The sequence below is a fragment of the Pseudarthrobacter defluvii genome (assembly GCF_030323865.1).
Lineage (GTDB): Bacteria > Actinomycetota > Actinomycetes > Actinomycetales > Micrococcaceae > Arthrobacter > Arthrobacter sedimenti.
The window spans coordinates 64,210-89,326 of the sequence record NZ_CP066362.1; the positions used below are offsets into that span (position 1 = coordinate 64,210).

The 25,117-nt window shown below is 66.2% G+C and carries 25 protein-coding genes; 19 read left to right on the forward strand and 6 right to left on the reverse strand.

The features are described from left to right. Positions 1-68 precede the first annotated feature (68 nt). Positions 69-1,112, forward strand: coding sequence for a LacI family DNA-binding transcriptional regulator (locus tag JCQ34_RS00330; protein WP_286400717.1), 1,044 nt, complete (start codon positions 69-71; stop codon positions 1,110-1,112). Positions 1,113-1,164: 52 nt separating this feature from the next. Then, complete coding sequence (locus JCQ34_RS00335) at positions 1,165-2,352, forward strand: mandelate racemase/muconate lactonizing enzyme family protein (RefSeq protein ID WP_286400719.1); 1,188 nt, start codon at positions 1,165-1,167, stop codon at positions 2,350-2,352. On the opposite strand, the gene JCQ34_RS00340 is transcribed toward JCQ34_RS00335, so the two are convergent. Continuing rightward, entirely contained in the window at positions 2,345-3,451 is a 1,107-nt protein-coding gene (locus JCQ34_RS00340; protein WP_286400721.1) for a LacI family DNA-binding transcriptional regulator, read from the reverse strand. The genes JCQ34_RS00335 and JCQ34_RS00340 overlap by 8 nt on opposite strands. A gap of 173 nt (positions 3,452-3,624) precedes the next feature. Between JCQ34_RS00340 and JCQ34_RS00345 the strand changes: the two genes are divergently transcribed. The 5 genes from JCQ34_RS00345 to JCQ34_RS00365 all read left to right on the forward strand — a co-directional run bounded on the left by JCQ34_RS00345 (position 3,625) and on the right by JCQ34_RS00365 (position 8,399). Next, positions 3,625-4,494 carry an ABC transporter substrate-binding protein gene (locus JCQ34_RS00345; RefSeq protein WP_286400723.1) on the forward strand — a complete coding sequence of 290 codons (870 nt, stop codon included), beginning with the start codon at positions 3,625-3,627 and terminating at the stop codon, positions 4,492-4,494. Positions 4,495-4,596: 102 nt separating this feature from the next. Continuing rightward, entirely contained in the window at positions 4,597-5,385 is a 789-nt protein-coding gene (locus JCQ34_RS00350; RefSeq protein ID WP_286400725.1) for an amino acid ABC transporter permease, read from the forward strand. Continuing rightward, positions 5,382-6,161 (forward strand): amino acid ABC transporter ATP-binding protein, encoded by a 780-nt coding sequence (locus JCQ34_RS00355; protein ID WP_286400726.1) that lies wholly within the window; start codon positions 5,382-5,384, stop codon positions 6,159-6,161. The genes JCQ34_RS00350 and JCQ34_RS00355 overlap by 4 nt, the downstream gene beginning before the upstream one ends. Then, positions 6,161-7,204 (forward strand): Gfo/Idh/MocA family protein, encoded by a 1,044-nt coding sequence (locus tag JCQ34_RS00360; RefSeq protein WP_286400728.1) that lies wholly within the window; start codon positions 6,161-6,163, stop codon positions 7,202-7,204. The genes JCQ34_RS00355 and JCQ34_RS00360 overlap by 1 nt, the downstream gene beginning before the upstream one ends. A 73-nt stretch (positions 7,205-7,277) precedes the next feature. Further along, positions 7,278-8,399 (forward strand): NAD(P)/FAD-dependent oxidoreductase, encoded by a 1,122-nt coding sequence (locus tag JCQ34_RS00365; RefSeq protein WP_286400730.1) that lies wholly within the window; start codon positions 7,278-7,280, stop codon positions 8,397-8,399. Between the two features lie 63 nt (positions 8,400-8,462). Here JCQ34_RS00365 and JCQ34_RS00370 read toward each other — a convergent pair whose 3' ends face one another. Then, positions 8,463-9,962: a SulP family inorganic anion transporter gene (locus JCQ34_RS00370; protein ID WP_286400731.1), complete on the reverse strand. Its 1,500-nt coding sequence runs from the start codon at positions 9,960-9,962 to the stop codon at positions 8,463-8,465. 185 nt (positions 9,963-10,147) lie between these two features. On the opposite strand from JCQ34_RS00370, the gene JCQ34_RS00375 reads away from it, so the two are divergent. Then, entirely contained in the window at positions 10,148-10,549 is a 402-nt protein-coding gene (locus JCQ34_RS00375) for a MerR family transcriptional regulator (protein ID WP_286404704.1), read from the forward strand. Between the two features lie 150 nt (positions 10,550-10,699). After that, the gene (gene mptB, locus JCQ34_RS00380; protein WP_286400732.1) at positions 10,700-12,331 is read left to right on the forward strand and encodes a polyprenol phosphomannose-dependent alpha 1,6 mannosyltransferase MptB; all 1,632 of its coding nucleotides are present in this window, start codon (positions 10,700-10,702) and stop codon (positions 12,329-12,331) included. On the opposite strand, the gene JCQ34_RS00385 is transcribed toward mptB, so the two are convergent. After that, entirely contained in the window at positions 12,328-13,584 is a 1,257-nt protein-coding gene (locus JCQ34_RS00385) for a glycosyltransferase 87 family protein (RefSeq protein ID WP_286400734.1), read from the reverse strand. The genes mptB and JCQ34_RS00385 overlap by 4 nt on opposite strands. A 28-nt stretch (positions 13,585-13,612) precedes the next feature. After that, a complete protein-coding gene (locus JCQ34_RS00390; RefSeq protein WP_434738920.1) occupies positions 13,613-14,956 on the reverse strand; it encodes a glycosyltransferase family 87 protein in 1,344 nt (447 codons plus the stop codon). A 301-nt stretch (positions 14,957-15,257) separates the two neighbouring features. Between JCQ34_RS00390 and JCQ34_RS00395 the strand changes: the two genes are divergently transcribed. Continuing rightward, positions 15,258-15,461 carry a hypothetical protein gene (locus tag JCQ34_RS00395; RefSeq protein WP_286400735.1) on the forward strand — a complete coding sequence of 68 codons (204 nt, stop codon included), beginning with the start codon at positions 15,258-15,260 and terminating at the stop codon, positions 15,459-15,461. 126 nt (positions 15,462-15,587) lie between these two features. Here JCQ34_RS00395 and JCQ34_RS00400 read toward each other — a convergent pair whose 3' ends face one another. After that, positions 15,588-15,839: a DUF3072 domain-containing protein gene (locus tag JCQ34_RS00400; protein ID WP_286400736.1), complete on the reverse strand. Its 252-nt coding sequence runs from the start codon at positions 15,837-15,839 to the stop codon at positions 15,588-15,590. Positions 15,840-15,958: 119 nt separating this feature from the next. On the opposite strand from JCQ34_RS00400, the gene JCQ34_RS00405 reads away from it, so the two are divergent. Then, positions 15,959-16,831 (forward strand): NAD(P)-dependent oxidoreductase, encoded by an 873-nt coding sequence (locus JCQ34_RS00405; protein WP_286400739.1) that lies wholly within the window; start codon positions 15,959-15,961, stop codon positions 16,829-16,831. A gap of 130 nt (positions 16,832-16,961) precedes the next feature. Here JCQ34_RS00405 and JCQ34_RS00410 read toward each other — a convergent pair whose 3' ends face one another. After that, positions 16,962-17,762, reverse strand: a complete 801-nt coding sequence (locus tag JCQ34_RS00410; protein WP_286400741.1) for an IclR family transcriptional regulator — start codon at positions 17,760-17,762, stop codon at positions 16,962-16,964. Between the two features lie 120 nt (positions 17,763-17,882). Here JCQ34_RS00410 and JCQ34_RS00415 point away from each other — a divergent pair, with 120 nt between their 5' ends. The 8 genes from JCQ34_RS00415 (at position 17,883) to JCQ34_RS00450 (ending at position 25,099) form a co-directional block, all read left to right on the forward strand. After that, on the forward strand, positions 17,883-18,386 hold the full coding sequence (locus JCQ34_RS00415; protein WP_286400743.1) for a tripartite tricarboxylate transporter TctB family protein: 504 nt from the start codon (positions 17,883-17,885) through the stop codon (positions 18,384-18,386). Between the two features lie 2 nt (positions 18,387-18,388). Continuing rightward, a complete protein-coding gene (locus JCQ34_RS00420) occupies positions 18,389-19,891 on the forward strand; it encodes a tripartite tricarboxylate transporter permease (RefSeq protein ID WP_286400744.1) in 1,503 nt (500 codons plus the stop codon). Positions 19,892-19,952: 61 nt separating this feature from the next. After that, positions 19,953-20,960 (forward strand): tripartite tricarboxylate transporter substrate binding protein, encoded by a 1,008-nt coding sequence (locus JCQ34_RS00425; protein WP_286400746.1) that lies wholly within the window; start codon positions 19,953-19,955, stop codon positions 20,958-20,960. Between the two features lie 31 nt (positions 20,961-20,991). Beyond that, complete coding sequence (locus JCQ34_RS00430; RefSeq protein WP_286400747.1) at positions 20,992-21,621, forward strand: methyltransferase; 630 nt, start codon at positions 20,992-20,994, stop codon at positions 21,619-21,621. Between the two features lie 37 nt (positions 21,622-21,658). Further along, positions 21,659-22,438, forward strand: a complete 780-nt coding sequence (locus tag JCQ34_RS00435; RefSeq protein WP_286400749.1) for a DUF1932 domain-containing protein — start codon at positions 21,659-21,661, stop codon at positions 22,436-22,438. A 79-nt stretch (positions 22,439-22,517) separates the two neighbouring features. Continuing rightward, a complete protein-coding gene (locus tag JCQ34_RS00440; protein ID WP_286400751.1) occupies positions 22,518-23,855 on the forward strand; it encodes a TRAP transporter large permease subunit in 1,338 nt (445 codons plus the stop codon). A gap of 9 nt (positions 23,856-23,864) precedes the next feature. Then, positions 23,865-24,122: a hypothetical protein gene (locus tag JCQ34_RS00445; protein ID WP_286400753.1), complete on the forward strand. Its 258-nt coding sequence runs from the start codon at positions 23,865-23,867 to the stop codon at positions 24,120-24,122. After that, a complete protein-coding gene (locus JCQ34_RS00450) occupies positions 24,119-25,099 on the forward strand; it encodes a cyclase family protein (RefSeq protein ID WP_286400755.1) in 981 nt (326 codons plus the stop codon). The genes JCQ34_RS00445 and JCQ34_RS00450 overlap by 4 nt, the downstream gene beginning before the upstream one ends. Positions 25,100-25,117 lie beyond the last annotated feature (18 nt).

The window sequence follows — 25,117 nt, forward strand, 5'->3', positions numbered from 1 at the left end:
ACCTTGACGGCGCAGGGGCCTCTTCTCCAGAATGAATGCACTTCCCATCTTCGAAAGATTGCGAACCCATGACGACCAAATTGCCCGAGCGGACGAAGCCAACGCTCGCAACCGTGGCCAGGCAGGCGGGGGTATCGGCACCGACTGTCTCCAAGGTGGTGAACGGCCGTGACGACGTGGCCCCCGAGACCAGGGCGCGGATCCTTGCGGTGCTGGAGCAGGCGGGTTACCAGTCGCCCGTGCAGCGCAGGGCCGCGGCCGACAGTGCGACAGTCGTCGAAGTGGTCATCGATGTGCTCGACTCTGCCTACACCATCCAGGTGCTGAACGGCATCCTCCAGTTCGCCGCGGGGGCCGACGTCGAAATCCTGGTTAGCGTGACCGGCCAGTCCACGCCTGGCCGGCAGACCCCGGAACGCCGCGCCCAGCGCATGCTTGAAGAGGGCAGGGCCGGGATGATCGTGGTGACTTCGGCCTTCAGCGAGGCACAACTGCATGCGTTCCGCCGCCGCCAAATCCCGGTTGTGGTGATCGACCCGCTCAACCCGCCCTCCGCGGACGTGGTCAGCGTTGGCGCGACCAACTGGGCAGGCGGCAAAGCGGCCACCGAACATCTGCTGAGTCTGGGGCACCGACGCATCGCCTACATCGGCGGGATTGAAGGGGCCGAATGCAACCAGGCCAGGCTGCACGGATACATGGCTGCCCTGATGGCGCAAGGCATTGAGGTGGATCGCCGGTACATCGTGTCCGGCGGCCATTTCCGGACAGAGGGCGGGGTCAAGGGATTCCAGGAGCTCCTGAAGCTGGACCGCCTCCCCACGGCCATCTTCGCCGGCAGCGACTCGATTGCCTTGGGCGTCCTCAGTGAGGCGCGGCATCACGGGATCAGGGTTCCGGAGGACATCAGCCTCATCGGTTTCGACGGGACCAACCAGGGCGAGCAGTCAGTTCCTTCATTGAGTTCGGTGGCCCAGCCCCTTGAAGAGATGGGCAGGGCCGCGCTGAGGTCACTCCTGCGCCAGGCCCAAGGCGAGATCCTGGATTCCCACCGCGTGGAGTTGGCCACCCAGGTGATCGTCCGAGAATCCACCGCCCCGCCCGCTCCCTGAGCGGGCCGCCCGCCCCCAGTGGCCCTGCGCAACTATCGAAAGACACCGCCGCATGAAGATCACCAACCTCGACACCGTCGTCGTCGACTTTTACCGCACCAACCTCATCTTTGTCCGGTTGAGCACCGATGAAGGCCTTACCGGAATAGCGGAAGCCACCCTCGAAGGCCAGGAGCACGCAGTCCGCGGCGCCGTAGCGGTCCTTGCAGACTATGTGCGCGGCAAGGATCCCACCCGGATTGCCCAGACCATCTATGAGGCGAACCGCGACGCCTACTGGCGGGGAGGTCCCGTCTCGACAACCGCCCTGAGCGCCCTGGAAATGGCCATGTGGGATGTCTCCGCACGCTCATTGGGCGTCCCCGTCCACCGGATGCTGGGCGGGCAGGTCCGTGACAGGGTCCGCGCGTACGCCAACGGCTGGTTTTCCGGGGCCAAAACGCCTGAGGAATTCGCCAAGGCCGCCGTCCACACAGTTGCCCAGGGCTTCCGGGGGCTCAAGTGGGATCCCTTCGAAGCTGCAGATCTTCTTCTGGCGCCCGGCGACCTGCGGCGCATGCTCGAACCCGTTGCCGCTGTCCGGGAGGCGGTGGGTGATGACGTTGAGCTGTTCATCGAAGGGCATGGGCGCTTTGACGTCCCCACGGCCATCCGCGTGGCGCGGGAAATCGAGCAGTTCCAGCCCGTGTTCTTCGAAGAGCCCTGCCCGCCGGACGGTATCGACGCGCTCATCGAGGTACGCGGCAAATCGCCCGTCCCCATCGCGGCCGGCGAGCGGTGGATGGGACGGAATACCTTCGTTCCCGCCCTTGGGCGCAATGCAGTGGACTTCATCCAGCCTGACGTCACCCATGCCGGGGGCCTCCTGGAGCTCTCGTTCATTTCCACGCTGGCGGCAGCCCACTACGTTCCCTTCGCGCCGCACAATCCGAGCGGACCCCTCAGCACCGCCGCGACTCTGCAGCTCGGTGCGGCGCTGCCCAATTTCCGCTACCTGGAGATCATGGCAACGGACGTGCCGTGGCGCAGCGAGATCTCCAATGAGCGCCTCCGGCTGACGGAAGAGGGGGACGTCCTGATCCCGGAAGGCGTGGGCCTGGGCATCGAACTGGACTTGGACGCCATCGCCGAGCACCCCTTCACGCCGCATCCCATGCGGATCTTCAGCGATGTGGTGGCAGATATCCGGCCGCCGGACGCCCGGTCCTATTTCAACCTGGAGTCAGCCGCAGTCAGCTGAGCTTCGCTGCCAGATCTTTACGTGCCGGGTCGGCCCCTGCCCGGCATGGCCCCACCGACCCCCGCCGCACCAGGGTGGCCGTGAACTGAGCCGGAGCGGCAGGCGGCAAGCCCTCCATCTGCCGGATCAGGGCTTTGGCTGCGGCGACGCCCATGTTGTAGACCGGCTGGGCGATGACGGTCAGGGGAGGGGTTGTCAGCCTTGTCCACGGGAAATCGTCGTACATCAGGAATGAAACATCCGCCGGGATGGACAGGCCCAGTTCCTGGATGGCCTCCACCACGCTGAGTGCGATCAGGCCGTCGGAGGCTACTACTGCAGTGGCGCGGTCCGGGCCGCGGAGCACTCCGCGGGTAATGCTGCGAATCGAGTCCTCGTCGCCTGCATTCAGGCGGACCAGGTCCTCCGGAAAATCCAGGCCGGACTCAAGGAAAGCCTCCCGCATGCCCGCGATACGGTCGGCGATCTGGGAGGACTCAAGCGTCATCCCCGGCGTATAGGGAGCATCGGTGGTCAGCGTGGAAATGAAGGCGATCCGCCGGTGCCCCGCATCGAGCAGGTACTGCGTGGCCTCCCTCGAAATCCTTGCCATGTCCACGGCCATGGTTTCCACCGGCATGTCCCCGGCCGTGCGGTCGATGAAGACCATGGGCCGTCCGGACCGGTGCACCTCCTGGAGATGTCCGGTTTCAACCGATGAGGCAGGAGCAACAATCAGGCCGTCCACGCGCTTGTCCAGCAGGACCCGGACTGCGTCCACTTCCGCGGCCCGGTCCTCATCGGTATTGACCAGGATGACGTTGTAGCCGGCCTTTTTTGCGGTGTCCGTGATTCCCCGCGTGGCCAGGCCAAAGTGCGGGTTTTCGATATCACCCACCACCACGCCAATGGTGTGTGACTTCCCCGTGTTCATGCTGCGGGCAAGCTCATTGGGCCGGTAGGAAAGCGCCTCTGCAGCAGCCAGGACTCGCTCGCGGACGTCGTCGCTGACGGCTCCGTAGTTGCCCAGTGCCCGCGCGGCCTGGGCCTTGGAAACCTGGGCAGCCTTGGCGACGTCGGCAACCGTTACGTCCCGCCGTCGTGCTCCTTCGCCGTTCATCTTCACCTTTCGAAAGGGTTGTTGACGCCCCTTGTGACTTCGGCTACATTTCTATCCATCGATGTGAGTCCGGTCTCAATCCTAGGGTGTGAGACCGGACTCAACAAGTGCATCGGCGACTTTCTTCGGCGGCCCTGACAGCACCGCCTCCCTCCCAACGATTGGACAACGCTGTGAAGAAAAAGAATCTCCGCCCGGCCGGAATTGCCGCCGCCGCACTCGCTGCGGTGCTGGCGCTCTCCGGCTGCAGCTCCACCTCCGCCGCCTCCACCACGGAGAACAACCCCTACGGCCTGATCCAGCCCGGCACCATCCGCGTGGCCAGCCTGGGCGACTCCAAGCCCTACACCTTCGCCGACGCCTCCGGTAACTTCACCGGCTTCGACGTGGAACTGTTCAAGGATGTGGCCCACCGGGCCGGTGTGGACAACGTGGTCTTCACCGGTCAGGACTTCTCCGGCCTCCTTGCGGCGGTGGCCAACGGGCAGTTCGACGCCGGCGTGGCAGCGATCGGCATCACGGACAAGCGCAAGGAAACCGTTGATTTCTCCGACGGCTACCTGGCCGGCTACCTGACGGTGATCACCACCAAGACCTCCGGCATCACGGGCGTGGATGGCCTGTCCGGCAAGCGGTTGGGTGTAGTGCAGGGAACGCTGCAGGAGGCCTATGCGGTGAAGAACTTCACCTCAGCGAGCCTGGTGCGGTTCCCGGACAACAACACCGCCATCGCGGCGGTGAACAGCGGCACCGTGGACGCGCACTTCCTGGACTACGAGGCAGCGAAGGCCTACGAGGCGCAGCACGGCCTGGTCAGCGCCGCGGACATCCCGTCCTTCGACGCCCCGGCCGGGTTCGCCGTGGCCAAGGGCAAGACGGCGTTCAAGGAAGCCCTGAACAAGGGGCTGCACGCCGCGATGGAAGACGGGACCTGGAAGAAGCTCTACCAGAAGTGGTTCCCGGGCTCGCCGATGCCTGAGCAGTACCTGCCCAAGGCCGAACAGGGCGCCTCCGCCTCCGCCTCGCCGGCGCCGAGCAAGTAAGCACCTAAGCGCCGGAGCCAGTAAGGCTTCGGGCGCATCGCCGGGCGGGCTGCACCCGCAGCCCGCCCGGCACCTTCACCCAATCAACGTCTGAGAGCAATCATGGACTGGTTCAACACCATCATCCGTACATTCTTCGACTTCGGCGCTATGGCCGAGGTCCTGCCCCAACTGCTGGCGGTCGGCCTGCTGAACACGCTGATCATTTCCATCTCGGCCACCGTCCTTGGCACGGTCCTGGGAATGGTGGTGGCCGTCATGGGCATCTCACCGTCCAAGTGGCTCCGGGTCCCGGCCCGGACCTACACGGACCTGTTCCGCGGCCTGCCGGCCATCCTGACCATCCTGCTGATCGGCCAAGGTTTCGCCCGCCTCAGCCAGTCGATCTTCGGCCCGTCCCCCTACCCGCTGGGCATCATCGCGCTGAGCCTGATCGCCAGCGCCTACATCGGGGAAATCTTCCGCGCCGGGATCCTCAGCGTCGACAAGGGCCAGGGCGAGGCCTGCCGGGCCCTGGGCATGAGCTACGCCAGGTCCATGGCCCTGGTGGTGATCCCGCAGGGCGTCCGCAGGGTCCTGCCGGCCCTGGTGAACCAGTTCATCGCGATCGTCAAAGACTCCTCGCTGGTCTACTTCCTGGGCCTGCTGGTTTCCGAACGCGAACTCTTCCGCGTGGGCCAGGACGCCGCCGTGCTCTCCGGCAACCTCTCACCCCTGGTCGCCGCGGGCGTGTTCTACCTGGTGATCACCGTCCCGCTGACGCACCTGGTCAACCACTTCGACAACAAATTCCGCACCGGCCGCCGCCGCCCCGCCGCACCCACCAGCGGGCTGAAGGAAGTCAAGGAACTCGCCTCGGCCTCGCCGCTGACCACCGGGAGCAACACATGAACACCCCCACCCCCACCAAAAACACCACCGGACAGGAAGCCCCGGCGTTCCACGGCTCGTCCCTGGAACTGCGCAACCTGACCATGGCCTACGGCGAGATTGAGGTCCTGCGCAACGTCAGCCTGACCGTGGCCCCGGGCACCACCACCTGCATCATTGGGCCTTCAGGCTCCGGCAAGTCAACCCTGCTGCGCGGCATCAACCGGCTGCACGAACCCAAAACCGGGGACGTGCTCCTGGCCGGGGACAGCATCCTGGGGACCAACCCGGACACCCTGCGCACCCGCATTGGCATGGTCTTCCAGCACTTCAACCTCTTCCCGGACCACACCGCGGAGGAAAACGTCGCCCTGGCACTCTGGGCCGTCAAGGGCATGCCCAAAGCCCAGGCCATGGCCAAGGCCCGCCAACGCCTGGCCGAGGTGGGCCTCGCCGAACGCGCCGACCACCGCCCCCGCGACCTCTCCGGCGGCCAGCAGCAGCGCGTCGCCATCGCCCGCGCCCTGGCCATGGAACCCGAAGTCATGCTCTTCGACGAAGCCACCAGCGCCCTGGACCCCGAACTCGTCAAAGGCGTCCTGAACCTCATGGCAGGCCTGGGCAGGCGCGGCATGACCATGCTCGTGGTCACCCACGAAATGGGCTTCGCCCGCAAAGTCGCCGACCAGGTGGTCTTCATGGACGAAGGCGAAGTCGTCGAAGCAGGAACCCCCACCCAACTCTTCGATAACCCGCGCAGCGAACGCCTCCAACGCTTCCTCTCCGAGGTGCTCTGATGGGTATTGTTGCAGCGGCACCCATCCGCACCGCCGTCGTCGGGTTTGGGATCTCCGGCAAGGTGTTCCACACCCCGCTGATTGCGGCCAACCCGGATTACTCGCTCGACGTGATCGTCACGGCCCACCCGGAACGTGCGGCCGAGGCGGCGCGCCTGTACCGCCAGGCACGGATCATGGCCACGCCGGAGGAGCTGTTCGCCAACGCGGCCGATCTGGACCTTGTCATCCTGGGCACCCCGCCGCACACCCACTTTGAGCTGGCAGCGACGGCGATCGCCCACGGCCTGCACGTGGTGGTGGACAAGCCTTTCGTGCCCACGTCCGCCCTGGGTGCGGAGCTGGTCAGCAGGGCGGACGACGGCGGGGTGCGGCTTACGGTGTTCCAGAACCGCCGGTGGGATGCCGACTTCCTGACCCTCCGGAAGGTCCTGGCGTCGGGTGCCTTGGGCCAGGTCAGCAGCTTCGAGTCACGGTTCGAATGGTGGCGGCCCGAAGGGTTCGGGAACTGGCGGGACACGGTGTCCCTCGCCGAAGGCGGCGGGATCCTGCATGACCTGGGTGCCCACCTGATCGATCAGGCCATCCAGTTGTTCGGCCCCGTGGAACGGAGCTATGGCGAGACGGCCAACCGCGGACTCCATCCGGACGCGGCAGACACCGAGGCCTTCGTGTCACTGCTGCATGCCTCCGGCGTCCGCTCACGGCTGTGGATGAACGGCATGGCTGCCCAGGCCGGCGCCCGCTTCCACATCCTCGGTTCAAAAGCCGGCTACACCAAGTGGGGACTGGACGGCCAGGAACCCGCCCTCGCGGCCGGGATGCCGCCGTCGGACCCCGCCTATGGCCTCGACCCCCAGGAGTCATGGGGGCTCCTGGGGGTCGACGGAGCAACATCTCCCGTGCCTGCCGAACGCGGCAGCTACCCGGAGTTCTACGTGCAGTTGGCCGCGGCTCTCCGCGGGAACGGCCGTCTGCCCGTCGATCCCGCCGGCCCGCTCGAAGTACTGAAAGTCATTGAGGGCATCCACGCCCTGGCCTGACTGCCCGCACTCTTTTCCGTTGACGCACCGTCCGCGTCCCTCATAACCACGAATTCCACAGAAAGGGACATCAATGTCCTCTGCTCCAGCTTCCAAGCGTGTCGCGATCCTCGGCGGCGGCATCCTGGGCGTTTCCACCGCCGTGCACCTGCTCCGCGAAGGCGCCTCCGTAATCCTGCTGACCGAGCGGGGCCTGGCCAGCGAAGCCAGCGGCCGCTCGCTGTCCTGGCTCAACTCCGCGGGCGAACGGTCCACCCCGTACCACCAGCTGCGGGTTGCCGGCGTGGACCGCTACCGCACCCTCTTCGCCTCGGACCCCAAGCGGGAGTGGCTCCAGTTCGGCGGCGGCCTCATGTGGAACGCAGCCGGCCAGGCGGAGGCCACGGAGGCGCGGCACGCCCACGAGAAGTCCATTGGCTACGATTCCAGGCTGCTTGCCCCGGAAGAGATCGCGTCAGCTACCCCTGGCATCGATTCCGGCGCCGTGCCGGACAATGCCATCTTCAACCCCGGCGAAGGCTGGGTGAGCCTGCCGGACCTGATCGACTTCCTGATGGAGGAGTTCCACGCCCGCGGCGGCGAACTGGTCCTGAACGCCGGCAAGGCCTCCGTCATGGTGGAGGGCGGCCGGACCACCGGCGTCGAGACCGCGGCGGGCGGGACATACCCGGCCGACTCCGTCCTGGTGGCTTGTGGCGCTGCGACACCCGCCGTCGTCGAACCCCTGGGTGCGCACATCCCCAATGGTTCGCCGGTGTCCATGCTGGTGGTGACCAAGCAGGTGCAGCACGAGGTCACCGCCGTGATGAACACCCCCCGCGCCGCCCTGCGGCCCAACCCGGGCGGCACGTTCGCCCTGGACCACGACTGGTACGAGGAGCACATCACCGAGCACGCGGACGGCTCCTTCACCATCCCCGATGACGTGGTGCAGGAACTGGCCGATGAGGCCTCCAAGCTGGTGGCCGGCAATCCGGAACTCAAACCGGCCTCCTGGAAGATGGGCTACAAGCCGATCCCGGGCGACGGCGAACCGGTGCTGGGCGAACTGGGCCAGGTACCGGGCTGCTTCGTTGCCTTCACGCACTCCGGAGCCACTTTGGGCCTCATTGCCGGCGAGCTCCTTGCCGGGGAGATCCTGACCGGGAAGAAGCACCCCATGCTGGCAACGTTCCGGCCGGCGCGCTTCTCCTAGGACACGCGGATAGAAGATGCGGGGCTGCATACTGCAGCCCCGCATCTTTGCGTCTGCTGGAAGTCAGGAGCCCAAGTGCCCCGTAAGGCGCCGGTGGAAGCCCGTGCTGCGTTCATCGAGGCCCTCGATTGCCACCGCTGCGCCGTGGTCCGCGTACTTCGTCTCGATGGAATCGAGCGCCGCGACGGTTGAGGCGTCCCAGATCTGGGCGCGGGTGAGGTCAATGGTCACCGAGGCCGGATCGTCCGCGTAGGCGAACTGCTCCACCAGGTCATTGCTGCTTCCGAAAAACAGTGGCCCCACCACGTCGTAGCGGACGGTTTCGCCGTCCTCCGCAAGGTGCCGCTCAACGGTGATGACGTGGGCCACCCGGCGCGCGAACAGCACCATCGCCAGGATGACGCCCACCAGCACGCCGAAGGCCAAGTTCCCGGTGAGGACCACGACGGCGACGGTGGCTGCCATGACCAGCGTTTCCGGTACGGGCATCCGCTTCAGGGTGGACGGCTTGACGCTGTGCCAGTCGACGGTGGTCACGGCAACCACCATCATTACCGCGGCGAGGGCCACCATGGGGATCTGGCCCATGATCGAGCTGAGCCCCGTCACCAGTGCCAGCAGGAACAGCCCGGCCACGAATGTCGAAATCCTGGTGCGGGCCTGGCCGGTCTTCACGTTTAGGACGGTCTGGCCGATCATGGCGCAGCCGGCGATGCCCCCATAGAAGCCGGCAAGGATATTCGAGACGCCCAGGGCCCAGGATTCGCGGCCCTTGTGCGAGGGGGAGTCCGTGATGTCATCCACCAGCTTTGCGGTGAGGAGGGTTTCCATGAGGCCCACGAACGCAACGCTCAGTGCCGTGGGCAGCACCAACTGGAAAGTCTCAACGTTCACGGGGAACAGGAAGGGGGTGATTCCGGGCAGCTTGCCCGCGAGCGGTCCTTCGTCCGCGACGTTGGGAACGGTGAGTCCGGCGATGATGGCGATGGCGGTGACGACGACGATGGCCACCAGCGGTGACGGTACCACCTTGGTGAACCGCGGCAGGATGAAGATGATCGCAAACGTCAGGGCCAACAGGACGTAGGCGAGCCAGGGAACGTTGAGGACATGGGGCACCTGCGCCATGAAGATCAGCACGCCCAGCGCGTTGACGAACCCGATCATCACCGACCGCGGAATGAACCGCATCAGTCGTGCCAGCCCCGCCAGGCCAAAGACCACCTGGATCACGCCGGCAAGGAGCACCGTGGGCAGGACGTATTCGACGCCGTGCTGATGGACCAGCGGGGCGATCACCAGGGCCACGGAACCGGCCGCGGCAGTCACCACGCCGGGGCGTCCGCCCACGATCGACATGGCCAGGGCCAGCACGATGGAAGCGACAAGGCTCACCATGGGATCGACGCCGGCCACGATCGAGAAAGAGATGACTTCCGGTACGAGTGCGAGGGTGGTGACCATTCCGGCCAAGACCTCGCGGCTGAGCTGCCGGGGGGAGCGCAGGGCGGTGAGGACGGTGATCGGTTGCCGAAGGGGGCGGGTGCGGTCAGCGACGGCCAAGGAGCGGCTCCAGGAGACTTGGCTCCCTCTTGGGAGAGCGGTATGAAACGTTCTGCGCGCCACGGTGCGCACGGGTCCAGCCCGGCCATGAAAGACAATGGGGGTGGAGAAAGTATGCGCCGGTGACTGCCGGCTGCGTATGCAACACTACCCTAACGTGAGGGTTGGGGCGGATTGGTGACGTGATGGTGAAAGAAATGACCGCCGAAGAAGTGGTGGCGACAATGCACATTGGCGAACTGGCGGACCGCTCGCAGATGTCCCTCCGGACCATCCGCCATTACGACGAGGTGGGCCTGCTCAAACCCTCCGGCCGCACCGAAGGCGGATTCCGCCTTTACACCGAACGCGACTTCACGCGGCTGATGCTGATCCGCAGGATGAAACCGCTCGGGTTCACGCTCGAAGCCATGGCAGGACTTCTTAGGGTTATCGACGCCTTGGAGGCCGCCAAACCAGGCCAGGATGTTGCGGGCATCCGGGAGGAGCTGAACGGCTTTATCGAAGAGGCGGCGCGGCGCCGGGCGAAACTGGAGGAGCAACTGGGCATGGCCGATGAATTCCTGGCACTGCTGCGCGCCCGCTAGGTTTCCCGCCAGCCGTTGCCAAACTGTGGCGTTCCCGCCGGCCGCGGCCCGGTGCAGCAGTAAGTACGGCTGATAAAATAACCGGGTTGCAGGGCGGCCTTGTGAAGCTGGGGCGAGCAGTGCCGTAACAAGGTAGGGGACCACACAATCATGACGGCAGGCGGGTCGCACCTCCGGACATCGGAAAGCAGGCCGGGCACATCGGCCGGCGCCTCCGTGCCTGCCAAAGGCCGTGCCTACCTGGCAACCCTCGAAGGTTTCATCGGCGCCCTCATGATGTTCGTCGGCTCCATCGGAACGGGCTGGATCGCCAATGGTTCCCCCATGATCCGCCAGCCCGTGGTGATCGCGCTCCGCACCGAAGGCTGGGGCGTGGCGGTGTCCACGGTGCTGCTGACGGCCGGGGCCATGCTGCTGATGCGCTCGTGGCTGCGCCTGGGCCAGCGGCTGGGGGACTGGGGGCAGTCGTCCCTGCGCTCCGTGGTGGCTGCCATCTCCGCCTGGTCCCTTCCCCTGCTGTTCTGCGTTCCGGTCTTTTCCCGCGACGTCTATGCATACACCGGGCAAGGCCGGCTGGTGATGGAAGGCCAGAACCCGTACGAGGTGGGCATTTCCACGCTCAACAACTGGTTCGCCCTGGGCGCCGATCCCGCCTGGGCAGAAAACCGGACCCCCTACGGCCCCTACTTCCTGTGGCTGGCGCGGGCGGTGGTGGGACTGACCGGAGCCCAGCCTGACGCGTCCGTCCTGCTCTTCCGCCTGCTGGCCGGCGTCGGCGTGCTGCTGTGCGTCATCTACGTTCCCAAACTGGCCGAACTGCACGGCATTAACGGTGCGCGCGCCCTCTGGATCTCCGTGGCCAACCCGCTGTTCCTGATCAGTTTCATTGCCAGCGCCCACAATGACGCCCTGATGGTGGGCCTAGCCGTCGCGGGCGTGTATTTCGCCGCCACCCGACGCTACCTGCTGGGCATCCTGCTCGTCACAGCTTCCATCGGAATCAAGCCGATCACCGTGCTGCTGCTGCCGTTCATTGGCCTCATGTGGGCGGGCCCGTCCGCCACCTGGCCGCGCAAATTCCTGATGTGGGCTGCGACGGCGGGCATCAGCTTCGGCGTCCTGGTCCTCAGCGGTATCCCGTTCAATCTGGGCATCGGGTGGACCTGGGCCATCATGGATCCCACCCCCGGCTACACCGGCTACTCGCCGTCGGGCTTCCTGGGCCAACAGGTGGAGATGCTCGCCAACGCGCTGGGACTGCCCGGCGGAACCCTGGCCACCTGGCTGCGGACCGCCATGAAGTGGGCGGCCATCGCGCTGGTCCTGCTGCTCATGTTCCGTGGCGACTACTCGCGGGCGGTGCGCCGGATGGCGTTGGCGTTCACCGCCGTCGTCATGCTCTCGCCCATCATCCAGCCCTGGTACATCCTGTGGTTCCTGCCGTTCCTGGCCGTCACAGGGATCCGGGACGACTGGCAGATCCGGTCGCTGTACGTGGGCGTGACGTTCTTCGTGGTGTTCGGCGCCCAGGATCAGCTTTCGGTCTGGTCCTTCGTGGAACTGCCCATCGGCGCGTCATCCCTGGCGTTCTTCACGGCCCTGGCCTTCACGTTCTACCTGCTGGTCCTGGACGTCCACACGCGCAAGCTGCTCATCGAAGGCAGGCCGCTGGACCTGGCCCGGCGCGGCTGGGAGTGGGCATTGGAACGCCGGGCAGCACGCCAGGCTGCCGCGGCGGACGCCAAGGCCCCTGCCGCCGTCGAACGCCGCGAAACCCCTTAGGCCCCCGCCGGAACCGTTGCTGCAGCCTTCCGGCCCAGCTCTGCCGTGCGCTTCACGGACCACCACAGCAGCACCACCAGGAGCACGTTGCGGGTGGTGAGGATGGCCGCCATGACCGGGTGGGCGTGGATGAGCGGTGTGTAGAACAGCGGGTAGATCACGAACGTGGTGATGGCGATGCCCATGAGCAGGGCCGCGGGGACTTTCCAGCGCTCCCAGTCGTGCGTGAGCCCGGCGATGATCACCGGGGCCAGCCAGATGATGAACTGCGGCGAGCCCACCTTGTTGAACACGATGAACGCGGTGACCATCATGAGCGAGCCTTCGAGGAACAGTTCCTCACGTTCGGCGCCGCGGCTCATGGCGCGCACCAGCAGGATGGCTGCGATGACGGCCGCGAGGATCAGCAGCGGCTGCATCAGGAATGCGGCGGTACTGGCGCCCGGGCCGTAGACCTCGGTGGAGTTGATGGCCGTGTTGTCCGCCATCCTGGAGCCGGCGATGTGGAACACGCTCAGCCAGACCCAGGGTGTGGAGAACGTTGCTTCGAGCTGCATGCCGCGCTCGCCCTGGTTCAGGAGGAAGTCCATGATGTGCGGCAGGCCGCCGGTCAGCCAGGTGCCCAGGCCCACGACGGCGGTGACGGCAGCACCTGCCAGCACCACCTGGACGCGCTTGTGGCTGGCGATGACGATGGGCACCAGCACGGCTGCCGGCCACACTTTGATCCACGTGGCAATGCTGAGTAGCACGCCTGCCACCACGGGCCGTTCGGCCGCGTAGAGCAGGGCGATCAGCACGATCGGCGCGGTGATGCCTTCCACCCGGGCGAAGCTCAGGTAGCCCATGAAGACCGTGAAGAACAGCCACCACCACGCCGGCGCGATGCCCGTCACCTTCCGGGGCCCGCGGGTGAGGTAGAGCAGGCCGACGGCGTTGAGCGCTGTGATGATCAGGAACCAGACCAACAGGTAGAGGCTGGGTCCCGCGATGTTGGCCAGGAAGATGGGGATCTGCGCCAGCACCGGGTAGACCCAGGGGCTGATCTTGCCGGTCAGGTCCGCCGGGTTGTACCCGGCGGTGGCCCACTGGCGGTACTGCTCGGTGTCGCTGAAGGTATCGCCGTTCAGGAAGAAGGACGCCATCCAGCCCAGGAAGTAGAAATGGACGACGGCGAAGCCCCACCAGACGCTGGACGGACGGGCGAACCATTCCACCACTTTTGCCGGGAGCAGTTTGGTGCGGACGGTCACCAGGCGGTCAAAGAACCTCGTGGAAATCTTAGGTCTCCTTGAGCGCAGGGGAGGGCACGGCGGTCTTCTTGCCGAGCGAGTACAGGCGACGGACGCTCCACAGGAACAGGACCACCAACAGGACGTTGCGGATGGTCAGCACCAGCGCCATCCAGGGGTTGTTGTGGCTGAGGGCGTCGTAGAAGAGGGGGTAGATGAAATACGTGGCCACAGCAATGGCGATCAGCATCAGGGCCGGGACGCGCCACTCCCGCCAGCTGTGCGCAAGGCCGACGGCAACGGCGGGGCCCAGCCACACCATGAACTGGGGCGAGCCCACCTTGTTGAACACCACGAAGGCGGTGGCCAGGGTGAGCGCGCCGGCCAGGAGCAGTTCGGTGCGGTCCACACCGCCGGCCACCTTATGCTGCTTGCCGTTGTGCAGGGCCCAGAAGGTCAGCCCGGCCACCAGCACGGCGGCCAGGACCAGGAGTGGCTGCATCAGGACCGACATGATGGCGGTGCCCGGGCCGTCCACCTGCATCGAGTTGATGTCCGTGTTCATGTACATGCGGGAGCCGCCCACGTTCAGGACGGAAAGCCAGAGCCAGGGGGTGGTGAAGGTGGCCTCGAGCTGCATTCCGCGGTCGCCCTGCTGCGTGAGGAAGTTCAGCAGCTTGGGAACGCTGCCCAGCACAGCGGCCAGCGCCACGACGCCGGCCGTCACCGAGATCCCTGCCAGCACCACCAGCAGGCGGTTCTTCACGACGGCGAAGAGGGCCAGCATGATGGCCGCCGGCCAGACCTTCACCCAGGTGCCTATGGCCAGAAGGATCGAGGCGATGAACGGGCGGTTGACGCCGTAGGCCAAGGCCACCAGGACCAGTGGGGCGGTGAGGCCGTCCACCCGGGCGAATCCGAGCCAGCCCATCAGGAACGTGAAGGCGAGCCACCACCAGCCCGCGGGGATGGCGCCGGTGTTGCGGCCACGGGCGGTGAGTTTCAGCAACGCCAAGCCGTTGAGGATGGTGGTCATGAGGACCCACAGGAAGAAGAAGGGTGCCGGTCCCGCCATGCCCGCGATGGCCATGGGGATCAGCGCAAGGATGGGGTAGACCCAGGGGCTGGGGCCGCCGCGGAGGTTGGCGTCATTGAAGCCAGCCATGGCCCAGTCGCGGTAGATGAAGGTGTCGCTGAACGCCTCGCCGCGCAGGGAGAGCGAGGCGGCGAAGACCAGGAAGACCAGGTGCACCACGATGAAGCCGACCAGCAGGCCGCGCCCGGTATTCAGCCAGCTCCGTGCCGGGGTGGGGAGGATGACGTTGCGGATCCTGGTCAGATTGCCGAAGAGAGCGTCGGTGGAAATGGCGGAATCCTTGTCAGGTCGTTGCACAGTCAGCGGTCGCGCAAAATGGCTCGGGTCAGGCCGCGGGGCGGGGTGTCAGGAGGCAGATGGAAGCCGCGAAAAGCAGTTCCCACTCCTGTCCAACTCTAATTGACGGTGCCCTGCGGCCAGTAATTGTCAGGACAAAGCAAGACGCGCAGGCTGCTGACCTGCGTCATTTATCTAAAGTTGCTGGCCCTTATCTGCTCGGGCACCATAGTGCGAGGTACGAAAGTGCCCACCGCCTATGCAGCCAGGGGGAGCGCTGGGCGGCGCCTGCCCCCGGCCCCGAAAGACATAAGGCAACACCATGAACTTCCCCCTGACCCTTACCGTGTCCGACCGCCAAAGCATGGACCGCGAACTCGACGCCGCCGTCGCAGCCGCAAAGGCCCACGCGCTGAACGGCAAGCGCCACGGCATCCTGGTGACCCGCCACGGCGTGGACAGGTTCACAGTGGACCTCAGCGACGCCGTTCCCTTCGGACTCACCCGCGAGCACCAGGCCTGGTAAGGCCCGCGCGGCAAGCGCCGCTGGCGAGGATTCCCGCCAGCTGGCCCTGGGCGTGGTAGTTACCCCCCGCCGTGCCTTGGACGGACGCCGGCTGTGCCGCCGTCGTCCGCTTTTGACCGCCCGCGCCTAGCTGCCTGCGCCGTCCCCGTCGCCGGCCACGCGGTTGCTGTGCTGCTGCAGCCGGTCGATGTGCTTTGACGCCTCAGCTTTGCTCAGGTCCGCGGGCAGTTCCTCCCCGGCCTCGCGTGCCAGCGTGTCGAGGTAGCTGCGCTGTGCCGCCGTCATGGGTTCGTCCCCGGTCACCCAGTCTTCCGGGTCCCTGTTGAGGCCTGCATTGGGTTCCGGTTCCGGGCTGCCGATTGTTTCCTGGTTGCTCATGGGTACGAGTCTAGGTGTGGGCACCGACAATCCACAGGAACCCCTGTTGCATAAGTCCCTGAATACTGGAGACGTTGAGTTGGTAGGGAACGCCAAACCTGGACCAGGAGGATGACTCAATGGATACGAAACTGAAAGTGGCTGTGCTGGGGACCGGAATCATGGGGGCGGCCATGGCCCGGAACCTCCTGGGTGCCGGTCATGAGGTCTCAGTGTGGAACCGGGATGCGGCGAAAACCGAACCGCTGGCTGCGGACGGCGCAAAGCGGGCCGCCAACCCCGCTGAAGCAGTGGCCGACGCCGATGTGGTCCTGACCATGCTGTATGACGCCGCCGCCGTGGAGCAGGTCATGCGCTCCGCGGCACGGGGCCTTAAGCCCGGTACCGCCTGGGTCCAGTCCACCACGGTGGGCATGCGCGATGTCCCCGTCTTGGCTGGCCTGGCTGCCGAGCTTGGCCTGGACCTGGTGGAGGCCCCCGTCTCCGGTACACGGGCTCCTGCCGAAGCCGGCCAGCTGCTGGTGCTCGCCGCCGGCCCTGAAGCGGTGCGCCAGCGCGTGGCACCGGTCCTTGACGCCATCGGCGCACGCACCATCTGGACCGGTGAAGATTCCTCGCAGGGATCGGCGGCCCGCCTTAAGCTCGTGGTCAACAGCTGGGTCATCGCCGCCTCCAACGCCGCCGGGGAAGTGGTTGCGCTCGCCGAAGCCCTGGGCGTCGATCCGCAGCAGTTCCTTGGCGTGATCGAAGGCGGCGGCCTGGACCTTCCCTACCTGCGGACCAAGATGGGCCTCATCACTGACGACGGGCTGGAGCCTGCCTCCTTCGCCGTGGACACCGCACGCAAGGATGCCCACCTCATCGTCGATGCGGCAACGGAGCAGGGCGTGAAGCTTGACGGTGCCGAAGCTTTCGCCGCCCGGCTGGACCGGGTATCGGAGCAGGGCCGTGCCAAGCAGGACATGGCCGCCGCGTATTACGCCAGCCGGTAACCGTGGCGCGAAGCACGCTTTCAGTCCGCGTACGACGGCGGCATCCCGGGTTTCCGGGGCTTCCCCGCCCCGGGCGGGCCGAAAGCGTGCGGTGTGTGGCGCCGTCGTACCTCTGACACCTAGGGTCCTGTTAGTAGACCGAACCCTCGAGCAGTTCGGAAAGGCGGCTGGCGGCGCGGCGGAGCTCGGGAACGTTGGCCTTGATCTTTTCTTCGGTTGTTGCCTCCGCCGGGCAGTTCAAGGCCATTGATTCGTTGGCGCGGCCCTCCCGGTTCGTTAGGGCCACCCCGACGGAGAGCACGCCAATCACGCGCTCATTCGCGGAATAGGCGTAGTCACAGCCGGGCTCGGGTAACCGTGACCGGAGTTCCTTGACCGTGAATCCCTGCTCCTCGTGACCGGCGGCGATTGCTGCAGCTACCACCTGTTCGAGTTCAGCGTCAGTGGCACCGGCGATCAGGATTTTTCCAGCAGCACCGCGCGTCAGCGGCAGGCGTTTACCGAGCGGCAGGTCATATTGCATAGGCGCTTCGCCCTGGACGCGCGCCACCAGGATGCGCTCAAACCCCAGCCTGGTATGCAGCGAAACAGACATTCCCGTCTGCGTCGCCAGCTGCTGCAGAACCGGTCGCCCCGCAACCGCCAGGGGGTCGTTTTCCAGGAAACTCTTAGCGGCGGGGAGGACGGCCGGACCGATCCGGTAGGACTTGTCCTTTTGGCTGACCATTCCGAAATCCTGCAGCACCCGGAGGATCCTCAGCGTGGTGGGCAGGCTCATGCCGCAGTTCCGCGCCAGGTCACTGAGCCGCTGCGGCCGCTCCGCCCGCTGCAACTCGGCGAAGACCTCCATGGCCCGCGAGAGGGAGCGCATGTTCGAGGGTTTGGGTCCCTCTTCTGCCGTGCCGGCCGTGGTGGAAGTCGTCGTTGCCATTCTTTCATTCTATGTAATTCCCTTGCGCTTGACAGTCCATGTGTCTCCTGTCACTATTTCTCAGTACGCAATATAGTTTCATCCTATGAAACGCAATGACGCGCTGTGAAAAGGAAACTCATGACAACGGAGTCAGTCACGACGAAAGCAGGGAGCCCTACCCGGGTGACTCCCGGTGTGCTGGCGGGCATTGGCGCCTTCGCCGCCATCGGCATCTATGTCCTGGTCAGTTCGGTCAGCCTGGGGCTTTGGACATCCCTCGGCCCGGGCGCCGGACTGTTCCCCTTCGCGATGGGGGCGCTGCTGGTTGCCATGTCGGCAGTCTGGCTCCTCCAGGAACTCCGCCGGCCGAGCGCCAAAGGCGAAGGTGTGGACAAAGGAGTAGTCATCTCCGTCGTGGCCAGCCTGGTCATCCTGGCATCCGTGATGGACCTGCTGGGCTTCCAGCTGAGCATGTTCGCGTTCCTGCTCTACCACCTGAAAATCCGGGGACGCCGGGCATGGGTGCCCTCACTGATCATCGCCCTGGCGGGAAGCGTCGGCGCCTTCTACGCCTTCAATAACGGACTGAACGTCGCGCTGCCGGTTTCGTCGCTCGCCCCGCTGAACATGATCGGACTCTAGCCATGGAAACGATTAACGAACTCTTGGGCGGTTTCGCCACCGCCATGACCTGGCAGAACCTGATTTTCGCCTTCCTCGGCTGCCTGCTGGGCACCATCATCGGTGTCCTGCCCGGGGTAGGACCGGTAGCCGGCGTGGCCCTCCTGATCCCGATCACGCTCAACCTGGACCCCGCGGGGTCGATCATCATGCTCTGTGCCATTTTCTACGGCACCCAGTACGGCGGCACCATCACCAGCGTCCTGCTGAACACGCCCGGTGAAGCGTCGTCCGCGATCACCACCATCGACGGCTACGCCATGACCAAGATCGGCCGGGCGGGGGCAGCGCTGACGCTGGCCGCCGTCGGGTCCTTCATCGGCGGCACCATCGCCACCATAGGCCTGGTGGCAGCGGCCAAGCCGCTCGGGGAGATGGGGCTTCTGGTCGGTCCGCCCGAGTTCTTCGCGCTCATGGTGGTGGGCATCTCGCTGCTGGTGGCCCTGGCGGGAAAATCCCTGGTCAAGGCCGTGATCTCCGGCGCGCTGGGCCTGCTGATCTCCATGGTGGGCATCGACCCCGTGGCTGGCGCTCCCCGGTTCACCTTTGGCATCGACAACCTCCTGGACGGCGTGAGCTTCGTAGCCGTCATCGTGGGTGTCTTCGGGCTCTCAGAGATCCTCTCCTTCCGGCGGAACGAGCCCACCCCGGTGGTCCACGCCCCCGGATTCCGGCAACTGTTCCCCTCACGGACGGAGTGGCGGCGGAGCGCACCATCGATGGCGCGGGGCACCGGCGTCGGTTTCGGCCTTGGCCTGATCCCCGGCATGACCGGATCGGTGTCCTCCCTGCTGTCCTACGCGGCCGAAAAGAAGTTCTCCCGCTTCCGCCACGAACTCGGCAAGGGCGCGGTGGAAGGTGTTGCCGGCCCGGAAACCGCCAACAACGCCCACGCCAACGCAGCACTCATTCCGCTGTTCACCCTGGGCATCCCGGCATCACCCACCATCGCCGTGCTGATGGGGGCGTTCCTCCAGCAGGGCCTGACGCCGGGACCCAGCCTCTTTACCGAGCACTCGGACATTGCCTGGGCGATCATCGCAAGCCTCTTCATCGGAAACGTCATCCTGCTGCTGCTAAATGTTCCGCTGGTGGGACTGTGGACCTCCATCCTGCGCGTTCCCACCCCAATCCTGACCGCCGTGATCCTGCTGTTCATGGTGATCGGCGCCTACACCATCAACTTCAGCGTCTTCGACGTCTACGTCATGATCGGCTTCGGACTCCTGGGCCTGGCCCTGCGGAATCTCGACATTCCGCTGGCCCCGATGGTCCTCACCCTGGTGCTCGGTCCCCTGATGGAGCGCTCGCTGCGCGAATCGCTGGAGATCTCCCAGGGCGACTTCACCGTCTTCACCAGCCGGCCCATTTCCGCCGTACTCATCGGTATCGGGGTGCTGATCCTGTGCAGCCCGCTGCTGAAATTCCGCAAGCCCAAGGCCCTCACCGAGGACCCCGAGGCCTAAGACTCCCCAACAAGCACCACCCATCCCCGCTCCATCCGCATCACTTCAAAGGAGAAGACCCATGTCACGCAAGAAAATCATTGCTGCCCTCGCAGCGGCGTCGCTGATCGCCCTTACCGGCTGCGGCGCCAACGCCGGAGCCTCCAACTCGGCCGCCGGTGCCAACGACTTTCCCAAGAAGGGCAAGTCCATCGACCTGATTGTCGCGTTCTCCTCCGGCGGGGCCGTGGACACGGCCGCCCGGCTGATCCAGCCCGTGCTGGAGAAGGAACTCGGTACCAACGTAGAGGTGGTCAACAAGCCCGGTGCCGGCGGCCAGATCGGCTACACCGCGCTGACCAGCGCCAAGCCGGACGGCTACACCATCGGGGCCACCGGCTCACCGTCCGTCGTCGTCTCGCCGCTCGATCCGGCCCGCGGCGCAAAGTACACCCGGGACAGCTTCAAGCCGTTGGGCCGGCAGGTCTTTGACCCCGCAGTCATCGCCGTGCAGCCGGACAGCCCCTACAAGACGCTGAAGGAACTCCTGGACGCCGAGAAGGCCAACCCCAAGTCCATGACCGCCAGCACCACCGGCATCCAGACGGGCGAGCACTTCGCCCTGGCCCAGATCCAGCAGGTCACTGGCTCCGAGTTTGCCCCCGTCCACTTCTCCGAAGGGGCATCGCAGGCAACCACCGCGTTCCTCGGCAAGCACGTGGACGTCCTGGTGGCCAACGTCAGCGACGTGAACGACCTGAACAAGCAGGGCAAGGCACGGGTCCTGGGTGTCATGAGCGCTGAACGCTCTCCGGCGCTGCCTGACGTGCCCACCTTCAAGGAATCCGGATACGACGTCGAAGCGGGCACCGCCCGTGGCTACTCCGCACCGGCCGGACTCCCCGATGACGTTGCCAAGAAGCTCGAAGCCGCCCTCGAGAAGGCCATCGAAGACCCCGCCGTGGTGCAGAAGATGAAGGACCTCGGCCTGCAGACCAGCTACCTCACAGCCAAGGACTACGAACAGATGTGGGCAGGCCAGGAAGGCGACTTCAAGAAGGTCCTCCCGCTGGTCCAGAAAAAAGACTGATCCACCCGCCCCACCCACCGAAAGAACTCCTATGACAACCCCATCCCTTGACACTGTTGACGCTGACTTCGCCCGGCCGGACCGGGACGTGGTGGACCGCCTCGCCAAGCTGCCCGCCGCCAACATCGGCGACGCCATGGACCGGCTCGGCGTGGCCGACTCGGCCATCCAGGCCGTCTGGCCCGGTGCAAAACTCGCCGGTCCGGCCTTCCCGGTGTGGACAAGGCCCGGCGACAACAAGGGAATTCACGCAGCCCTCCAGCAGGTGCGGCCCGGGGACGTCATTGTGGTCGCCGGCGGCGGCGATGAGTCCCGCGCCCTGCTGGGCGAGCTGATAGGGGAGCGTGCCATCAACCTCGGCGTCGCCGGCTTTGCGCTGGACGGAGCAGCGCGCGACGCCGAGGCGCTGGGTGAGATCGGCATGCCGGTCTTTGCCCGGGCTACTTCGCCGGCAGGTCCCTACAAGGACGGTCCGTTCCGGATGGGCACCGCCATTGCCTTCGGCGGTGTTCCTGTCCTGCCAGGCGACATCATCGTCGGCGACTCCGACGGCGTGGTGGTGGTTCCCCGCGAACAGGCAACCGCCGTCGCCGAAGCAGCGGAGGCCGTCTTCGCGGACGAAACCAATCGCCGGCAAACGATCATTGCGGCACGCTCTTAGCCGCCGCACCTTTCCAAGCAAGAAAGACACCAATTCCATGACAGCATGCACCGTCATTGGCCTCGGCGAAGCCGGCGCCACCTACGCCGCAGCACTTACCGCTGCCGGCCACGCGGTCACCGGGTTCGACCCCGTGGCACCGTCCACCCCCGCCGGCGTCACCCGCGCCGCCACCGCTGCAGCAGCCTGTGAAGGGGCGGATATCGTCCTGGTGATGACCGGAGCCGCAGCTGCCCGCAGTGTTGCCCAGGAGTGCCTGCCGGTCCTGGCCGCCGGCAGCGTCTATGCGGACTTCACCTCCTCATCGCCCGGCGTCATGCAGGAACTCGGGCAGCTGCCCACCCAGGCCGCCTTCGCCGACGTCGCCATCCTTGGCCCGGTCTCCGCGCTGGGGGAGAAGACGCCCCTGATGGTCAGTGGTCCCGGCGCCCAGGCCGTCGCCGCCCTGCTGGAACCCCTGGGCGTCCAGGTGGAAATCGCCGACGGCGGCGCTGGTGCGGCCATGGCGCACAAGCTGCTGCGCAGCGTCCTGATGAAGGGCCTGGCCTCCGTGGTGGTCGAGGCCGTCACGGCCGGCAAGGCGGCAGGGCTCGAGGACTGGATCCGCGCCCAGATTGCCGGGCAGCTTGCCGGCGACGGCCAGGCCGTTATCGACAGGTTCCTCACCGGCACCGCCAAACATGCCGTGCGCCGGTCCAGGGAGATGCAGGACACCGCCAGCTACCTCTCGGACCTTGGCGTCCCTGCAGAGATGACAACCGCTTCCGCCAATGCCTTGGCCCGCATCGGGCAGGTAACGGAACCGGCCTTGCGCTGACCGCCCGGTCGGGCACAATCAGGAACAGGCAACACATGATTTCCACAACAACCGGCATTCCGACGTCAGGAGCAGCAGGATGATCGGCATCTGGGCACTCGGCGCCTATCTGGCCGTCATCCTGCTTTGGACCACTTTGATCAAGCGCAGCGTGGGGGAGGCGATGATCATGGGGTTCCTGGTGATCCTCCCGTTCACCGGCGCGGCCGCGGCGCAAATTGGCTGGTCGGCGCTGTACTCGGCTGCGACAGATGAAATCGTCTACGCCACCATGGCCTTCGTATTCATGGGCTACCTGCTGGACAAAGGCGGCGTCCTGGACCGGCTGATCGACCTGCTCAACTCCCTGATCGGAGGCGTGAAGGGCGGTCCCGCCTGGGTCTCAACGGTGGCGTCCGCAGGCCTGGGTGGCGTGGTCCACAACCAGGCTGCGATCGCCGCGACGGTGGGGTCGGTCACCATCCCCTGGATGGAGAAGTCCCGCCTGGACAAGCCCGCGGCGGCCACCCTTGTGGCAGGCAACGCCGGGATGGGCATCACCTTCCCGTTCAGCGCCTCCATGTTCGTCCTGGTCGGCTCTGCCACGGTAGGGCCCCTGCTGAACATCAACGCACTGGTCCTTCCCCTGCTTTTCGGCGGCCTGTGGTGCTTCCTGCACCGGCTCATCGTCACCTGGCTGCTGATCCGCAAAAGCGGCATGGCACCCCTTGATGCAGCCCACCGAATGTCCGTCAGGGCCGCTCTCGGCCAGGGCTGGGCCACCCTCCTGCTGTTCGTCGTCGTCGCCATCCCGCTGGTCATCACCTCGGGGTTCCTTACGTCGGCGCTCTCGGACTGGACCGGCGGTGACGTCAGCAAGTCCGTCAGCGTGATCGTCTGGATCCCTGTGGTCCTGCTCATCACGGGTGCCCTGCTGGGCCGGAAACAACTGCCGCGCACCGGCCGCGCCTGGGCCGAACTGCTGCAAGGCTCCGCACCGCGCTTCGGAATCGTCGGCGTCACGGTGCTCTTCGCCTTCGCCGGCGCCAACGCGCTCGCCGCCACCGGCCTTCCCAAACAGATGACGGCACTGCTGAACGGCATGAACCTCCCCCTCTGGCTGCTCGCCATCCTGATCGGGCTGATCGTCATCGCCGTGGCGGCCCCGCTGTCCGCAACGGCCACCATGGCCGCCGTCGGTACGGTCGGCGTCGCAGCACTCGTCGCAGCCGGCGTTCCGGCCACCACGGCCGCCGTCGCCGTCCTGGTCTTCTCCTCCTGCGAAGCGGCGGTCCCGCCCGGTGGCGCACCGCTCTATGTCGCCTGCGGCATCGCGGACGTCAACCCCATCAAGACCTTCGCCCGCCTGCTCACCCACTACGCGCTGCCCCTGCTGGTCATCGGCGTGCTGATCATCCTCGGCGTCCTGCCGATCTAAGGAACCACCATGAACACACCCCGCAGGATCACCGGAGCCGTCTTCACCTTCACCCTCGCAGTCCTGCTCATTGGTGGCGTCCTGTTCGTTGCAGGGCAGGCCGTGGGCCTTGTGGCCGGGCAAAACGCCTGGCTCGAGTTCTTCAACAACGTCATCAAGCCGCCCATCTGCATTGCCGCATCGGTGTGCGCGGTGGCCGGCTTCCTGCTCAGCTACAGGCGGCCCCGGAAAGAGGCCGGGCAGAAACAGGAAGCAACCAGCCGATGACTGCACACGGAACATTTCCCACCTTCGCTGAACTCCTGGCGAGGGAGGGCAACCTGACGGGTACATCCTGGGGCCTCTTCCCGGAACCGGAGCGGGGCACGCCGTCCTTCATCACCTCTGGTGCCGTCCTGGAGGCAACGGACTGCATCCGGACCGGCGCCGTGTTCGGCCTGGACTATCCCGCGGATGCCTTTGATCCGGGCATGTCGCTCAAACGCGGGGCACCCCGGCACACCATCTACTCCTCCCATCCCGCCCACCGGGACGACTATCTGGACGGGTACTTCCTGCAGGGGTCGACGCAGATTGACGGGCTCCGGCACCGCCGCGCCGACGACGTTGGGTTCTACAACGGCGTCCCGGACCACCGGGTCGCCGAGGGCACCCCAGAGCTGGGGATCCAGGAATGGGCCGAACACCCCATCGCCGGCCGGGGCATTCTGGTGGACCTCGACGGGTTCCGGAACGGCATGGGGGAGCCTATCGACCACGCAGCCGGGGAACCCCTGGGCCTGGACCTGGTCCACGCGGCCTTGGAGTCCCAGTCCCTGGCGACGCGTCCCGGCGACATCCTTCTGCTCCACACCGGGTGGTGCGAATGGTTCCTCGCGCTGGAGCCGGAGGAGAAGCAGCGGCTTCGTGAGAGCCGGAAGGCAACGGGCGTGGCGCAGTCGCAGGAGTTCGTGGCCTGGGCATGGGACAGCCGGTTTGCCGTGATCGCCGCAGACAACTTTGCCTTCGAATGCCTCCCCGCCGTCCCGGACAGCCCCTACCGGGAGTCCGCGTTCAACGACCACGGCATGATGCACCAGCAGCTCCTGGCCAAGCTCGGCCTGCCCCTGGGCGAGCTGTGGCGGCTCGGCCCGCTGGCCCGGCACATGCGCAGCACCGGCAGGTGGGACGCGTTCACCAGCATCAAACCGCTGAACATCACCGGCGGCACCGGCTCCCCGGCCAACGCCACCGCCATCGTGTGAGCTGAAGGCGGGGTTGCG